This window comes from Streptomyces sp. NBC_01431 (genome assembly GCF_036231355.1).
GTDB lineage: Bacteria > Actinomycetota > Actinomycetes > Streptomycetales > Streptomycetaceae > Streptomyces.
Genome location: NZ_CP109496.1, coordinates 5,023,170 through 5,039,100, shown reverse-complemented (window position 1 = coordinate 5,039,100; position 15,931 = coordinate 5,023,170). Strand labels below are relative to the sequence as shown.

General features: G+C 70.9%; 11 protein-coding genes. 7 read left to right on the top strand and 4 right to left on the bottom strand.

Annotation, left to right across the window (positions count from 1 at the left end):
* Positions 1-51 precede the first annotated feature (51 nt).
* Both OG522_RS23115 and OG522_RS23110 read left to right on the top strand, forming a co-directional pair.
* Positions 52-948: a carbohydrate ABC transporter permease gene (locus OG522_RS23115; RefSeq protein ID WP_329464906.1), complete on the top strand. Its 897-nt coding sequence runs from the start codon at positions 52-54 to the stop codon at positions 946-948.
* Between the two features lie 179 nt (positions 949-1,127).
* A complete protein-coding gene (locus OG522_RS23110; RefSeq protein WP_329464905.1) occupies positions 1,128-3,371 on the top strand; it encodes a bifunctional glycosyltransferase/CDP-glycerol:glycerophosphate glycerophosphotransferase in 2,244 nt (747 codons plus the stop codon).
* 403 nt (positions 3,372-3,774) lie between these two features.
* Here OG522_RS23110 and OG522_RS23105 read toward each other — a convergent pair whose 3' ends face one another.
* The gene (locus OG522_RS23105) at positions 3,775-4,404 is read right to left on the bottom strand and encodes a TetR/AcrR family transcriptional regulator (RefSeq protein WP_329464904.1); all 630 of its coding nucleotides are present in this window, start codon (positions 4,402-4,404) and stop codon (positions 3,775-3,777) included.
* Positions 4,405-4,601: 197 nt separating this feature from the next.
* Between OG522_RS23105 and OG522_RS23100 the strand changes: the two genes are divergently transcribed.
* From OG522_RS23100 to OG522_RS23090, 3 genes are all read left to right on the top strand, one after another.
* Complete coding sequence (locus tag OG522_RS23100; protein WP_388436425.1) at positions 4,602-5,510, top strand: ABC transporter permease; 909 nt, start codon at positions 4,602-4,604, stop codon at positions 5,508-5,510.
* Between the two features lie 4 nt (positions 5,511-5,514).
* A complete protein-coding gene (locus tag OG522_RS23095; protein ID WP_329467699.1) occupies positions 5,515-6,312 on the top strand; it encodes an ABC transporter ATP-binding protein in 798 nt (265 codons plus the stop codon).
* A 75-nt stretch (positions 6,313-6,387) separates the two neighbouring features.
* Positions 6,388-7,701: a glycosyltransferase family 87 protein gene (locus tag OG522_RS23090; RefSeq protein WP_329464903.1), complete on the top strand. Its 1,314-nt coding sequence runs from the start codon at positions 6,388-6,390 to the stop codon at positions 7,699-7,701.
* Positions 7,702-7,788: 87 nt separating this feature from the next.
* Here OG522_RS23090 and OG522_RS23085 read toward each other — a convergent pair whose 3' ends face one another.
* On the bottom strand, positions 7,789-12,762 hold the full coding sequence (locus OG522_RS23085; protein ID WP_329464902.1) for an NAD-glutamate dehydrogenase: 4,974 nt from the start codon (positions 12,760-12,762) through the stop codon (positions 7,789-7,791).
* Between the two features lie 495 nt (positions 12,763-13,257).
* Here OG522_RS23085 and OG522_RS23080 point away from each other — a divergent pair, with 495 nt between their 5' ends.
* The gene (locus OG522_RS23080; RefSeq protein ID WP_329464901.1) at positions 13,258-13,824 is read left to right on the top strand and encodes a DJ-1/PfpI family protein; all 567 of its coding nucleotides are present in this window, start codon (positions 13,258-13,260) and stop codon (positions 13,822-13,824) included.
* A gap of 117 nt (positions 13,825-13,941) precedes the next feature.
* Here the strand turns inward: OG522_RS23080 and OG522_RS23075 are convergent, their stop codons facing one another.
* Both OG522_RS23075 and OG522_RS23070 read right to left on the bottom strand, forming a co-directional pair.
* The gene (locus OG522_RS23075) at positions 13,942-14,637 is read right to left on the bottom strand and encodes an HAD family hydrolase (protein WP_329464900.1); all 696 of its coding nucleotides are present in this window, start codon (positions 14,635-14,637) and stop codon (positions 13,942-13,944) included.
* Positions 14,638-14,693: 56 nt separating this feature from the next.
* Positions 14,694-15,200, bottom strand: a complete 507-nt coding sequence (locus OG522_RS23070; protein ID WP_329464899.1) for a DUF6912 family protein — start codon at positions 15,198-15,200, stop codon at positions 14,694-14,696.
* Positions 15,201-15,477: 277 nt separating this feature from the next.
* On the opposite strand from OG522_RS23070, the gene OG522_RS23065 reads away from it, so the two are divergent.
* Positions 15,478-15,885: an Rv3235 family protein gene (locus tag OG522_RS23065; RefSeq protein ID WP_329464898.1), complete on the top strand. Its 408-nt coding sequence runs from the start codon at positions 15,478-15,480 to the stop codon at positions 15,883-15,885.
* Positions 15,886-15,931: the final 46 nt, after the last annotated feature.

Genomic DNA, 15,931 nt, shown 5'->3' with positions numbered 1-15,931 from the left:
GCAGGGAGGCCAGGCGATGACCGTTCGGCGGACGAGGCGGGGGGCCAAGCGATGACGACGACCACCGCGACCGGTGCCGATGGGATCGTCAGGGCCAGGCGGTCGCTTCCCGCTCGCATCGCCTCGCGGGCGGGCGGCGGCGCGCTGCGGGTCTCTCTGATCCTGGTGGGTCTGTTGTGGCTGATGCCGACCGTGGGACTGCTGCTCTCCTCGCTGCGCAGCCCCGCCGACATCGCCTCGACCGGCTGGTGGAAGACCTTCGCCGACCCGTCCAGGCTCACCTTCCACAACTACACGAGCCTGCTCGACAACAGCACGATCACCAACTCCCTGCTCTCCACCGTCCTGATCACCGTTCCGGCGACCGTCCTGGTCGTCGTCATCGGCTCGTTCGCCGGCTACGCCTTCGCGTGGATGGACTTCCCGGGCCGCGACTGGTGGTTCATGGTCGTGGTGAGCCTGCTCGTCGTGCCGGTGCAGGTCGCCCTCGTGCCGGTGGCCAAGCTGTTCGGGCAGATCGGGATCTTCGAGACGACGTTCGGCGTGATCGTCTTCCACGTCGCCTTCGGGCTGCCCTTCGCGATCTTCCTGCTGCGCAACTTCTTCGCGGAGATCCCGAGGGAACTGCTCGAAGCGGCCCGGCTCGACGGCGCGGGCGAGATCCGGCTCTTCACCCGGGTCGTGATGCCGCTGGGCGGACCGGCGATCGCCTCGCTCGGCATCTTCCAGTTCCTGTGGGTCTGGAACGACATGCTGGTCGCGCTGATCTTCGCCGACTCCAAACACCCGCCGATCACGGTGGCGCTGCAACAGCAGGTCCGCCAGTTCGGCAACAACATCGACGTGCTGGCCCCGGGCGCCTTCGTCTCGATGGTCATCCCGCTCGCCGTCTTCTTCGCCTTCCAGCGACAGTTCGTCTCGGGGGTGATGGCGGGCGCCGTGAAGTGACCGTACGCGCAGGGGACTTGACCGTACGATCGAACGATCACATCCGCGCTTCGGCATGGCGCGACGTCAAGGGCCTGATCGCGCGACTACGCCGGACGGCACCTGCGGCGTAACCCGGCCGCCGGGTGGGACGTTCACGGGCCATCCGCCCGTGTCCTTTCACGCCCCCAGGATGTCCGTTGCCCCGGTTCAGCGTTGTCGTGCCCGCGTACAGGCTCCAGGCGTATCTGCACGCTTGTCTGGAATCGGTACTGAGTCAGACGTACGAGAGTGACGAGAGCCCCGCGTTCGATCTCGAAGTGATCGCGGTCGACGCCGGCTCCCCCGACTCCTGCGGCGAGATCATCGACGAGTTCGCCGCCCGCGACCCCCGGGTCGTCGCCGTGCACCTGCCCGCCGATCCGGCCGACCCGGGCCAGGGCCCCGGGCCCGCACGCAACGCCGGACTCGCCCGCGCCACCGGTGACTACGTGCTGTTCCTCGACGGAGACGACACCCTGGCCCCGCACGCCCTGCGCGACATCGCCGACCGGCTCGACGCCTCCGGCGACCCCGACGTCCTGGTCTTCGGCCACGCCCGCACCCACTGGTCGGGCGAGACCGAGCGGCTTCCGCTTCCGGACCACCTGACCGAGTCCGGCCCCGCCGCCTTCCAACTGACCGAGCGGCCCGCCCTGTTGAGGCAGCCGGCCCCGGCCTGGACCAAGGCGTACAAGCGCGAGTTCCTCGACCGCGAGCGCCTCGCCTTCGCGCCCGGCCCGCGCACGGACACCTCCTGGACGTACGCGGCGCTCCTCGCGGCCGGTTCGCTCAGCACGCTGGAGCGGGCCTGCGTGCACCACCGCCTGCGCCGCACCCCCGCCACCGACCCCGGCCGCCACTTCGACCTCTTCCCCCAGTACGACCGCGTCTTCGCCTTCGTCGACTCCCGCCCGGAGCTGGCGAGTTGGCGGCCGGTGCTCGTCCGCAGGATGGCCGACCACTTCGCCGCCGCGTCCGCCACCGTGCTTGCCGCGCCCGGACTCCCCGCACGCACCCGTGCCGAGTTCTTCCGACTGGCCCGCGCCCACTACGGCCGCCACCGGATTCCGGGCGCGGCGGGTCTTCGCTACGCCGGAGTCCGTTTCGGTACGTACCGCACGTATCGCGTGCTCAGGGGGATCCGCACCGTGCGGACCCGCACCAGGGCGCTCGCCGCCGCGCTGCTGCGCCCGGCGCGCTCGGCCGCGCTGCGGCTGCACTACCGCGTCCAGCTGCGGCTGCCCGTCCGCGACGACCTGGCGGTGTTCGCCGCGTACTGGCACCGCGGCTACGCGTGCAGCCCGGCCGCCATCGAGGCGAAGGTCCGCGAACTCGTGCCCCGGGTGCGGACCGCCTGGATCACCACGCCCGAGCACGACGCCACCGTGCCCGCGGCCACCCGTCGGCTGCGACCGGACGGCTTCGGGTACTTCACCGCCCTCGCACGGGCCAAGTACCTCGTGAACAACGTGGAGTTCGACCATCGGCTGGTCAAACGGCCGGGGCAGATCCTGCTCCAGACCCACCACGGAACCCCGCTCAAGACGGTGGGCCTCGACCTGGCGGACCGCCCGCCGGTCGCACGCTCCACCGACTTCGCCCGGCTGCTCGCGGACGCCGACAAGTGGGACTTCGCCCTGTCGGCCAACCGCCACGCCACCCTCACCGGGGAGCGCGCCTTCCCGGCCGCGTACACCACGCTCGAATACGGCAGCCCGCGCAACGACGCGCTGTGCCGCGCCACGCCCGCCGACACCGCCCGGCTACGCGGACAGCTGGGCGTCCCGGGCCGGTCGACCGTCATCCTGTACGCACCGACGTACCGCGACTACAGCCGCCGCCAGCACCTGCCGCTCGACCTGGAGCGGCTCGGCCGGATGCTCGGCCCGGAGTTCTTCGTGTTGGTCCGTGCCCACTTCGCCTACGGCGCCCCGTTGAGCGGGGTGCCGCTGCCGGGCGTCCTGGACGTCACGGGCCACCCCTCCATCGAGGAGCTCTGCCTGATCTCCGACGCGCTCGTCACCGACTACTCCTCCCTGATGTTCGACTACGCCCATCTCGACCGGCCGGTCGTCATCCTCGACGACGACCGCGAGGCGTACGAGGCGGCCCGCGGCACCTACTTCGACCTGCGCTCCTGCCCGCCGGGCGCGGTCGCCCGCACCGAGGACGAACTGGTCGACATCTTCACCACCGGCCACTGGCGCGGCTCCCGCTCGGCCCAGCTGCGCTCCGCGTTCCGCTCCCGCTTCTGCCCGTACGACGACGGCCACGCCGCGGAACGCGTGGTACGCCGCGTCTTCCTCGGCGAGACGGGCACCGCCATCGCCAACCTGCCCGAACAACGAGCCCGCACCCCGGAATTCGCCCCACCAAAAGCCAACTCCCAAGCCCCCCACTGAGGAGACTGCCTAGCGGGGGGGGGCACAAACCCCCTGAGGGGGCGCGAGGAACTGCGCGATCGCCACGTACGACGGGCACCCGAACACCCACCCCCAGAACCCAGCCGGGGGCACGGGGGAGCTGGCGAAACCCTGCCAGGGGGCGCCAGGAACTGCGCGACCGGCCACGCACGACCCGACAGCCGAACAACGACCGCCCCGAGTCGAGCCGAGGGCGCAGGGGGGCGGCACAAAACCCCGCTCAGGGGCGCGAGGAACTGCGCGATCGCCACGTACGACGGGCACCGAACACCCACCCCCAGAACCCAGCCGGGGGCACGGGGGCGGCACAAACCCCCTGAGGGGCGCGGGGAACTGCGCAAACCGGCCGCCCACGACGGGCAAGCCGGACAACGCCCCGCGCTCAGACCGCCTTGAGCGCAGCAACCGCGGCCAGCGCCAGATCGTCCAGGTACCCCTTCGGCAGCGGCCCCTTGACCACCACGAGACGCCAGTACAGCGGACCCACGATCAGGTCGAGCGCCCGGTCGGGATCAGCCGACGCGGGCAGCTCGCCGCGCTCGACCGCCTCCCGCACCACGACCGCCGCCACCCCCTGCTGCCCGTCGAGCAGCGCGGCTTTGATCGCGTCCGCGATCTCCGGATGGCGTACGGACTCGACCAGCAGGTCCGGGATGACCTGCGAGGCGATCGGATGGCGCAGGGCGAGCGAGGCGACCGCCAGCAGCGCGCGGATGTCCCCGTACAGAGAGCCGGTGTGCGGCACCGGAAGGCCCTGTTCCGCGAAGGCCGACACCAGGTCGAGGACCAGGCTGAGCTTGGACTTCCAGCGCCGGTAGACCGCGGTCTTACCGACCCCCGCACGGCGCGCGATGCCCTCGATCGACATCCGGGCGAAGCCGACCGCGGCGAGCTCCGCGAAGACGGCCGCCCGGATGGCGTCCGTCACGTCCTCGCGCAGCACGGCGGCACCGGCCGGGGCGCGGCGCCTCGGCGGGCGATTCGCGGGGGTCTCCGGGTCGGTCTTGGTCATGGCTTGAGCATAGCGTTGCGACGACACGGTTGCGTTGCGACGTCAGGCCGTCCTACTCTCCCCGTAGCGACGATACGGGTCCGTCCCATCGACCGTGCCGATCCTGCTCCGGGAAGCCTCCCGGGGCACCCCAGCCGAAAGCGACCGTTGTGAGCCAGACCGCAGCTGCGCGCGAGACCGCAGCACCCTCGGACTCCATTCCGGCGCCGCGCGCGCAGTCCGCCGGATACACCGGCGAGCAGGCCCTCACCCCGGCCGAGCTGGCCGCGAAGTACGGCCTGAAGGTCAGCGGCGCCCGCCCGACGCTCCCGGAGTACGTGCGGCAGCTGTGGGCCCGGCGCCACTTCATCACCGCGTTCGCCACCGCCAAGCTGACCGCGCAGTACAGCGAGGCGAAGCTGGGACAGATCTGGCAGCTGATGACGCCGCTGCTGAACGCGGCGGTGTACTACTTCATCTTCGGCATCCTGATGGGCAACAAGAGCAGCACACCGGACTACATCCCGTGGCTGGTCACCGGCGTCTTCATCTGGACCTTCACGGCCAACTCGATCATGGCCGGCACCCGGGCGATCACCGGCAACATCGGTCTGGTGCGGGCGCTGCACTTCCCGCGCGCCTCGCTGCCCGTCTCGCTCGCCCTCCAGCAACTCCAGCAGCTGCTGTTCTCGCTGGCCGCGCTGGCGATCATCATCATGTGCTTCGGCCAGCTGCCCGGCGTCTCGTGGCTGCTGCTGATCCCGGCGCTGGTCCTGCAGTCGATGTTCAACACGGGCCTGTCCCTGGTGATGGCCCGGATCACCGCCAAGACCCCGGACGTCGCCCAGGTGATGCCGTTCATCCTGCGCACCTGGATGTACATGTCCGGCGTGATGTGGAACCTGGGCCCGCAGCTCAAGAAGATGAACCACCTGGTGGCCCAGTTGCTCGGGCTCAACCCGGCCGCGGTCTACATCGACCTGGTCCGGTTCGCGATGATCAAGAGCTTCCACGCCAACAAGCTGCCCCCGCACGTGTGGGCAGTGGCCGCCGGCTGGGCGTTCGTCGCGCTGGCCGCGGGCTTCATCTACTTCTGGAAGGCAGAGGAGCAGTACGGACGTGGCTGACACCATGACGCGGGAAGCGGACGCCACCACGGCGAGCCTCGGCACCCCGACCGTGATCGCCGATGACGTGCACGTCATCTACAAGGTCAACGGCACCGGCACCAAGGGCAAGGGCGGGGCCACCGCCGCGCTCAACCGGATCGTCTCCCGCAAGGAGACCCCCGGCATGCGCGAGGTGCACGCGGTCAAGGGCGTCAGCTTCGTGGCCCGCCGGGGCGAGGCGATCGGCCTGATCGGCTCCAACGGCTCGGGCAAGTCGACCCTGCTCAAGGCGGTCGCGGGCCTGCTGCCGACCGCCCGGGGCAAGATCTACACCCAGGGCCAGCCCTCCCTGCTCGGGGTGAACGCGGCCCTGATGAGCGATCTGACCGGCGAGCGCAACGTCACCCTCGGCGGCCTCGCCATGGGCATGTCCCGCGAGGAGGTCCGGGACCGCTACGACGACATCGTCGAGTTCTCCGGGATCAACGAGAAGGGCGACTTCATCTCGCTCCCCATGCGCACGTACTCCTCCGGCATGGGCGCCCGGCTCCGCTTCTCCATCGCGGCCGCCAAGGATCACGACGTCCTGCTCATCGACGAGGCCCTGGCCACCGGCGACGCCAGCTTCCAGCGGCGCAGCCAGGAGCGCATCAACGAGCTGCGCAAGGAGGCGGGCACCGTCTTCCTGGTCAGCCACAGCAACGCCTCGATCAGGGAGACCTGCGAGCGGACGCTCTGGCTGGAGTCCGGCACGCTGCGGATGGACGGCCCGACGGCCGAGGTCATCGCGGCGTACGAGCAGTTCACGAAGAAGAAGTAGCGGGCACGGCCCGGTCCGGGGCGCCGTCGCGGCGTCCCGCACGATCGGGACAAAGGGTGCATACACTTCCCCGAGATGACGCCCTCCCAGCTGCCCCAGCCACCTCAGCGGGTCCGCATCCCCGCCCCGGCGACCGCGCCCGATCCGGGCGCCCGCGGCCGCCGCACCCGGCACGCCGCGCTCGCCTGCGGCTGGCTCGCCACCCGCGCGCTCATGCTCCACCTCCTGCTCCGCGACCGGCTCGGCGTCGGCGGGGTGGCCGGAGAGGTCTCCGTCCTCTACCACCGCTGGTACGAGCAGCTCAGCGCGGGCAGCTTCCCCTTCGGGGACCCGACCTGGCAGTACCCGCCCGGCGCGGGAGCGGTGATCCTGGCCCCCGCGCTCGTCCCCTTCCTCACGTTCTTCCAGGCGTTCACCGCCCTCACCCTCGGCTGCGACGCGCTGATCGCCCTGATGCTGGCGCGGTCCGGCGCCCGGCCCGGCGGCAGGACGGCCGGGGCGTGGCTGTGGGTGGGCGGCCTCCCGCTGCTGCTGAACATCCCGTACGGCCGCTACGACGTGGAGGTCACCGCCCTCGCGGTGGGCGCCCTGCTCGCGCTGCGCCGGCGGCCCCGACTCGGCGGCGTACTCGCGGGGCTCGGCGCCCTGGTCAAGGTGTGGCCGCTGCTGGCCCTCATCGGCGCCCCGCCCGGCCGCACCGCCCGCCGCGCCCTGCTCGGCGCGCTCGGTGCGGCGGCCGCGCTGCTCGCGGTGCTCGCCCTCTTGTTCAGCCACACCCTGGACTTCGCCCGCCAGCAGGGCGGCCGCGGCATCCAGATCGAATCCCTCGCCGGCACCGCGCTCCAGCTGGCCCACCTGGTCTCGGGCCACCCCGGCCGGGTCGTCTACCGGTACGGGGCCATGGAGTTCACCGGCCGGTACGTGTCCGCGCTCGCCACGATCAGCCTGGCGCTGACCGGCGTCGCCTTCTGCTGGCTGCTGTACTGGCGGCTGCGCGCCCGCCGCTGGACGGTGGCCGTGCCACTGGACGCGGCGCTGTGCGCGGTGCTGCTGTTCACCGTGACCAGCCGGGTGATCAGCCCCCAGTACCTGGTCTGGCTGCTCGGCCTGGCCGGCGTCTGCCTCACCTCGAACCGGACCACCCAGCGCCCGGTCGCCCAACTCCTGCTCCCCGCCGCCGCGTTGAGCGCCCTCGCCTTCCCCTGCCTGTACGCCGAGGTCATGGCGGGAACACCCCTGGGCACCGGGATCATGGCCGCGCGCAACACCCTGCTGCTCACCGCCGCACTGCTGTCCTGCCACAGGCTGTGGACAGCCACCGTCACGGCGTCCGCGACCGGGTCGTTCTCAAACCCCGAGCGCCGGAGATCAAGCCCCTCCGGCGCTTGAGGAGCGGGGGGCCGGGGCAGCGCCCCGGGTACCTTGAGCAAGGCCCCGTGGATGCCGACCCGGCCCCCGCGCTCAGCCACGCACGCGCTAGCTATGCGTGCGCAGCAGCGTCCGCATCGTCCGCATGGCCACGGACAGGTTCGCCAGGTCGAACGCGTCGGAGGACTGGATCTCCTCCAGGGTGGTGCGGGCGCGGCCCAGGATCGCCGCGTTCTGCTCCTCCCACGCCTTGAAACGCTGCTCGGGCGAGGAGGTGCCGTTGCCCGCCGACAGGACGTCCTGGGTGAGCCCGGCGTGGGCCGCGAACAGGTCCTCGCGGATGGCGGCGCGGGCCATCGACTGCCAGCGGTCGGCCCGCGGCAGCTCGATGATCCGGTCGAGGAGCTGGGTGATCCGCAGCCGGTCGGCCAGGTCGTAGTAGACCTCGGCGACCTGGAGCGGCTCCTGGCCAGTACGGGCCGCGATGGCCACGATGTCGAGCGCCGGGAAGACCGAGGAGAACCCGGCGACCCGCCGCGCGAGCTCCTCGGGGACGCCCGCGCCGGTCAGCTCGTCCAGGATGCCCTGGTGCCACTCCAGGTCGGCGCCCTTGAGCAGATCCGCGAGCGCGTCCCAGACCTGTGCCACACCGGTCGAGAAGTCCTCGATGGTCTCGGCGATCTGGAGCGGCTGCGGCCGGTTGTTGAGCAGCCAGCGGGTGCCGCGCTCGACCAGGCGGCGCGAGTGCAGCCGGATGCGGGTCTGGACCGCGGCGTCGACCTTGTTGTCGAGCGCCTCCACGGCGTCCCACACGGCGTTCACGCCGAAGATCTCGCGGGCCGCTGCATGCGCCCGCACGATCTCTTCGAGCGATGCCCCGGTCTCCTCGCGCAGCCGGTGCAGGAAGGTCGAGCCACCGATGTTGACGGTGTCGTTGACCAGCACCGTCGTGATGATCTCGCGGCGCAGCGGGTGCCCGTCGACGGCCTCGGTGAACTTCTCGCGGAGCTGCCGCGGGAAGTAGGCGTGCAGCAGCTTGGCCAGGTGCGGGTCGTCCGGAAGCACCGTGTGGATCAGCTCGTCGGCCACCGTGATCTTGGTGTAGGCGAGCAGCACCGCGAGCTCGGGCTGGCTCAACCCCCGCCCGCTGTTGAGGAGTTCACGGATCTGGCGGTCGTTGGGCAGGAATTCGAGCGCCCGGTCCAGGTGTCCGTCGCGGCCCAGACGCCGCATGAAGCGCTGGTGGGCGTGGAGCAGCGAGGGGGACTGGGCGACCGCGTTGGCCAGCGCGGTGTTCTGCGCGTAGTTGTTGCGCAGAACCAGCTCCCCGACCTCGTCGGTCATCGCGGCGAGGATCTTGTTGCGCTGCTTGACGGTCATGTCGCCGTCCGTGACCAGACCGTTGAGCAGGATCTTGATGTTCACCTCGTGGTCGGAGGTGTCCACGCCCGCGCTGTTGTCGATGGCGTCGGTGTTGACCTTGCCGCCCTTGCGGTCGAACTCGATGCGGCCGAGCTGGGTCAGGCCCAGGTTGCCGCCCTCGCCGACGACCTTGACCCGCAGGTCATCGCCGTTGACGCGGATCGCGTCGTTGGCCTTGTCGCCGACGTCCGCGTTCGACTCCGCGGACGACTTCACGTACGTACCGATGCCGCCGTTCCACAGCAGGTCGACCGGCGACTTGAGGATCGCCTGCATCAGCTCGGCCGGGGTCAGCTTGGTGACGCCGGCCTCGATGCCGAGGGCCTCGCGGATGTGCGCGTTCAGCGGGATCGACTTGGCGGTACGGGGGTGGATGCCGCCGCCCGCCGAGAGCAGTTCCTTGTTGTAGTCGGCCCAGCTGGAGCGCGGCAGGTCGAACAGGCGGCGGCGCTCGGCGTAGGAGACGGCCGCGTCCGGCTTCGGGTCGATGAAGATGTGCCGGTGGTCGAAGGCCGCGACCAGGCGGATGTGCTCGGAGAGCAGCATGCCGTTGCCGAACACGTCACCCGACATGTCACCGACACCGACGACCGTGAAGTCCTCGCTCTGGGTGTCGTGGCCGAGCTCACGGAAGTGCCGCTCGACGGACTCCCAGGCGCCGCGGGCGGTGATGCCCATGCCCTTGTGGTCGTATCCGGCGGAGCCGCCGGAGGCGAAGGCGTCGCCCAGCCAGAAGTCGTAGCTGATCGCCACGTCGTTGGCGATGTCCGAGAACGTCGCGGTGCCCTTGTCGGCGGCGACCACCAGGTAGGTGTCGTCCTCGTCGTGGCGCACCACGCCGGCCGGCGGGACGACCTCGCCCGCGACCAGGTTGTCGGTGATGTCGAGCAGCGCCGAGATGAACGTCTTGTAGCTCGCGATGCCCTCGGCCAGCCACGCGTCGCGGTCCACCGACGGGTCCGGGAGCTGCTTGGCGACGAAGCCGCCCTTGGCGCCGACCGGCACGATGACGGTGTTCTTCACCATCTGCGCCTTGACCAGGCCGAGGATCTCGGTGCGGAAGTCCTCACGCCGGTCGGACCAGCGCAGCCCTCCGCGGGCGACCTTGCCGAAGCGCAGGTGGACGCCCTCCACGCGCGGCGAGTACACCCAGATCTCGAACGCCGGGCGGGGCGCCGGGAGGTCGGGGATCATCTGCGGGTCGAACTTCATCGAGACGTACGCGTGGGGGGTGCCCTCGGCCGTCTTCTGCCAGAAGTTGGTCCGCAGCGTCGCCTTGATGACGGTCAGGAAGGAGCGCAGGATGCGGTCCTCGTCCAGACTCGCCACCTGGTCGAGCGCTCCGTCGAGCTCTTCGAGGAGCCCGTCGATCAGCTCGGTGCCGGCCTTCTGGCGGTCCGGCGAGAGCCTCGCCTCGAAGAGCGAGACCAGCAGCCGGGTGGTGTGGACGTTGTCGCGGAGGGTGTCCTCCATGTAGTCCTGGCTGAACGTCGAACCGGCCTGGCGCAGGTACTTGGCGTACGCGCGCAGCACCATCGCCTGGCGCCAGTTGAGCCCGGCCCGCAGTACGAGGGAGTTGAAGCCGTCGTTCTCCGCGGCGCCGGTCCAGGTGGCGGCGAAGGCCTCCTGGAAGCGCTCGCGGGCGTCGTCGGCGAGGTAGTCGCCGCTGCCGTTGGTCTTCTTCGGCATGCGCAGGCCGAAGTCGTAGATCCAGGCGTGCGTGCGGTCCGCGCAGCGCAGCTCGTAGGGGCGCTCGTCGGTGACCTCCACGCCGAGGCGCTGGAGCACGGGGAGCACCGCGGAAAGGGAGACCTGCTCGCCGATCCGGTAGATCTTGAAGCGGCGCTCGCCGGGAGCCGCACCCACCGGCTCGTACAGGGAGAGCGCGAAGTCATTGCGCCCGTGGGTGAGTTGTTCCAGGTGGACGAGGTCGGCGACGGCGGCGCGCGGCGAGTGGTCGGCCTTGTAGCCCTCGGGGAAGGCGTGCCCGTAGCGGCGCAGCAGCTCGGCGGCGCGCTCCTCGCCGCACTCGGCGGTCAGCGCGTCGGAGAAGCCGTCGGCCCAGGAGCGGGCGGCCTCCACCAGGCGGGCCTCGATGCGCTCGGAGTCGGCGTCGGTGAGCTCGGCGAGCTCGGTGCCGGCCGGGACGCGGACCACGAAGTGCAGCCGCGACAGGATCGACTCGGTGTTCCAGGCGGTGAAGTCGACGCTGATGCCGCCGAGCTCCTCCTTGAGGATGTCGATGAGCCGCAGCCGTACGCCCGTGGTGTAGCGGTCGCGCGGCAGGTAGATCAGCGCCGAGTAGTAGCGGCCGTACTCGTCCTGACGCAGGTACAGGCGCAGGCGGCGCCGCTCCTGGAGGTACAGGACCGAGGTCACGATGGAGCGCAGCTGGTCGGCCGGGGTCTGGAAGATCTCGTCGCGCGGGTAGGTCTCCAGGATCTGGAGCAGGTCGCGGCCGTCGTGGCTGTTGGGCGAGAACCCGGCGCCCCGCAGCACCTCGTCCACCTTGCGGCGCACCACCGGCACGCGGCGCACGGACTCGGTGTACGCGGCCGAGGAGAACAGGCCGAGGAAGCGGCGCTCGCCGACGACGTTGCCCTGCTCGTCGAACTTCTTCACGCCGACGTAGTCGAGGTAGGACGGCCGGTGCACGGTGGCTCGGCTGTTGGCCTTGGTCAGCACCAGGATCTTGTGCTCGCGGGCCTTGGCGCGGGCGTCGGCGGGCAGCCGGCTGAAGGAGGGGGAGACGGGGTGCCCGTCGTCCTCGCCGTGATGCGGGTCGGAGCGCAGGATGCCGAGACCGGTGCCGGGGACGGCGGCCAGGGAGTCGTCGTCGGTGAGCTGGTACTCGCGGTAGCCGAGGAAGGTGAAGTGGTCGGTGGAGAGCCAGCGCAGCAGCTCGCGGGCCTCTTCGACGTCCTGCTCGTCCAGGTCGCCGGCCTTCGGCTCCTTGGGCAGCTCGTCGGCGATGCGCAGCGCGGCGTCGCGCATCTTCTCCCAGTCCTCGACGGCTTCCCGTACGTCGGACAGGACGCGGAGCAGATCGGCGGTGATCTGCTTCAGGTCGGCGCGGTCGGTCTCGCGGTCGATCTCGACGTGGATCCAGGACTCGGTGAGCGCGTCGTGCGGCAGCTCGGCGGTCTGGGCGCCGGTGTCCAGCACCTCGATGAGCTTGCCGGTCAGGTCGCGGCGTACGACGACCTGCGGGTGGATCACTACGTGGATGCCGCGGTTCTGCCGGGACAGCTCGTTGGTGACCGAGTCGACCAGGAAGGGCATGTCGTCGGTGACGACCTCGACCACGGAGTGGCTGCAGGTCCAGCCGTTCTCCTCGACCGTCGGGGTGTGCACCCGGACGTTGGCGGTGCCCTGCGGCCGGTTCTCCGCGAGCCGGTAGTGGGAGAGAGCTGCGCCGAAGACATCGACCGGGTCACGGTCGGCGAGGTCCTCGGGTGCGGTGTGCAGGTAATAGCGCTGGAGGTACCCGAGCACGCTGCCCTGGTCAGGGCCCGCCCCGCTCGTGGACCCGGTCGCGGCTGCCCGATCGGTCCGGGGGTCTGCCCCCAGGCCGCCGGGCCCCCCGACCGGGCTGTTCTCAGCTACCCGGGCCGCCCGTGCGAGCAGCTCGGCCTTGGCTTCGTCCAGCTTGGTCTGCATGTCCTCTGGCTCCTGTCGCGCGCCGTTGCGTGACGTAGGGGAAAGAAGCGACGCAACGCCACGACGCGGGGTGTCCGGTCGGTGTCGACGCTATGCCGCGATGAGAGATACCCGGGCGCATACCGGCCAATTTTGTGGCCTCGCGCCTTGATTCCGGGTGGAGGGAATCAGCGACTACCCGGGCACGGTGGTGCTCCGGGCGCAGGGCAGAGGCGTCAGTGCCTCCGCGGCATATCGCGCTGATCACGGGACAAGGCTATCGCTCTTGACCCCCGCACCGTCACGAGCCTCATGTGTACAAACGTTGGGCCAGAAGTTGGACAGTCTGGACAGAAAGCGGCGGCCACAACGAGCCCTCTTGGCAAACCGGCGCCGCGCGGGCACGTTGACCGGTACGGAATCCGCATGTGCGATCGGCCTCCAGTTCCTTCGAGCCTTCGGTTCGTTGGAGCTTTGAGTTCTTCGGGGCTGCGGCCCCGGTGAGGGAGTGCAGCCATGGCAGCCAAGATCCTGATCGTGACCGGCGACGCCGCCGAGTCCCTTGAGGTGCTCTATCCGTACCAGCGCCTGCGAGAGGAGGGGTACGAGGTCCACATCGCGGCCCCCGCCCGCAAGAAGCTCCGGTTCGTGGTCCACGACTTCGAGCCCGGCTTCGACACATACACCGAGAAGCCCGGCTACACCTGGCCGGCCGACCTCGCGTTCACGGAAGTCGACCCCGGCCAGTACGTCGCACTGGTGATCCCCGGCGGCCGGGCCCCCGAGTACCTCCGCAACGACCCGGAGCTGCGGAAGATCCTCAAGGCCTTCTTCGACACCGACAAGCCGGTCGCCCAGATCTGCCACGGTCCGCTGCTCACCGCCGCGATCGGCGGCCTGGCCGGGCGCCGCGTCACCGCGTACCCGGCCCTTGAGCCGGACATGCAGACGGCGGGTGCGACCTTCCAGGACGCGGAGACGGTGGTGGACGGCACGCTGGTCTCGGCGAGGGCGTGGCCGGACCACTCCAGCTGGATGCGGGAGTTCCTGACGGTGCTGCGGTCGAAGGCGCCGGTGACGTAACCGTCATCCCGCCGGACCGGTGCCGGACCCGGCCGGACCCGGTCGGCGAAATCCAGCCCCAGGCGATTGCGGAGCGGGGGTCCGGGGCAGCACCCCGGGTCCTCGCACCACCGCTGGTCAGCCCACCAGTTCCTCCGCCACGGCAACGGCTTCCGCGAGCGAGTCGACAACCGGCACCCCGGCCACCACAAGGCTCGCCCGACTGTGCGACCCCCCGGTGAACAGCACCGCCGCCGCCCCCACCGCGGCCGCCGCCACCGCGTCGTCCACCGCGTCGCCGATGACCACGACCCGCTCCCCGGATATCCCCGCGTCGGTGACCCGCAGCGCGGTCAGGTGGCGCACCATGTGCTCCGCCTTGCTGCCGTGCGAGGGCCCGGTGCGTCCGTCGACGCGTATGAAGTGCTCGGTGATGCCGTGCCGCCGCACGATCGGCACCAAGTGCTCGTGGGGTGCCATGGACAGCAGTGACTGGCTCAGCCCGGCGGCCCGGCGCGCGGCGAGGAGCTCGGCCGCGCCCTCGGTGAGCCCGCAGCGATCCGCCCGCGCCCAGTACTGCCGGTGGAAGGCCGCGTCCATGAGCAGCCACTCGGCGTCGGTGGGCAGCCGCCCCATCAGGCGCTGGTAGAAGCGGGGAATGGGCACGCAGTACAGCTCGCGGTAGCGCTCCAGCGTGATCGGCTCCAGGCCGAGCTCCGCGAAGGCGGCGTTGGTCGCCTCGATGACCGCCGTGTTGTCATCGAGCAGTGTCCCGTTCCAGTCCCAGACCAGATGAGCCGGGCGCTTCCCCGTGCACTGCCTGCCGTTCCCCATGCAAGAACGGTACCCACCGGCACTGACAACGGACCCCGGGCCGAAGAACCAGCAGGTCAGGCGATCAGGTTGGGGATCTCCTGCACGCCGAACCACAGCAGTTCGTGGTCCTCGGCGCCGTCCACCGTGAACTGCGCGTCGTCGTCGCCGTGGTCGGCCGCGCCGAGCGCGTCCACGGCGGCCGTCACGTCGGCCACCGCGTCCTCGGCGTCCACGTGCACGGCGGCGGCCTTGGCCAGCGCCACCGGGGCGGTGATGCGCACCTCGCCCAGCGAGCTCGCGTCCAGACCGCGGTCGGGATCGGCGCTCGCGGTTCCGTCCGGCACGTCCGCGGCGATCACGACGCGGCGCCGGGCCGTGCCCGGCTCCCCGGCGAGCAGCCGCAGCGAGGCGGCGGCGGCCCGGCTGAGCGCCGCGTACTCCAGCTCCTCGATGTCGTCGGAGACGTACCACTCGCGCAGTCCGGGGGTGACGGCGTACGCGGTGAGCGGCGCGGGGCCGAGCTCTCCCGCACCGTGCGCCGTCGCAAGACCGGAGATCGTCAGGGGTACGTACACGCGCATGACAGACCGCTCTCTTCTCGTCGTCTCATCCGGTCGCAAGACGGCTTCAGGATACGCGCGGGAGTCCCCCTTCGAGCTGCCGGTGTCCGTCGGGCACCCGCCCACGCCGGGCCGGCCTGAAACGCCCCCACCTGGGAAGACCCAGTAACCATTCATCCGGATAGGTGAATCCGTACGCCCCCGTCGGCCACCGGTACGGACCTTGCGGCCGCTTCCGCCGCCCCCGTACAAGATCCCCAACAGAAGTTACCCACTGGTATCGAAGGGGGCGCCAGCCATGAGCAGGACCACGACCGGGCCCGCGGGACGCGGCGACCAGCGCAGGCCCAGCAGCACCGGAACCCGGCGGCCGCAGCGCCTGACGCCGCACGACCTGTTCGCGCAGAAACTGCTCGCGGTGCTCAGCGGCGAACGGCCGGTGCACTGGATGCTGGGTCTGACTGTGGGAGACGCCTACGAGCAGTTGGTGCGCCTCGCCCCACGCACGCCCTTCCGCACCCGCGGCACCCGTCCCGTCGTCCGCTCCTGCCGTGCCGCCCCACTGGACCGCGGGATCGTGGAAGCGGCCGCCTGCATCGCGGCCGGCGAGCAGGTGCGCGCCATGGCCTTCAGGCTGGAGCAGGGCGCCGATCTGCGCTGGCGCTGCGCGGCCGTCGAGCTCGGCGGCGAACGCGTCCCGGCATAGCCGAGGGGCCCGGCACCTCGGTGCCGGGCCCCTCGATGACGTACCG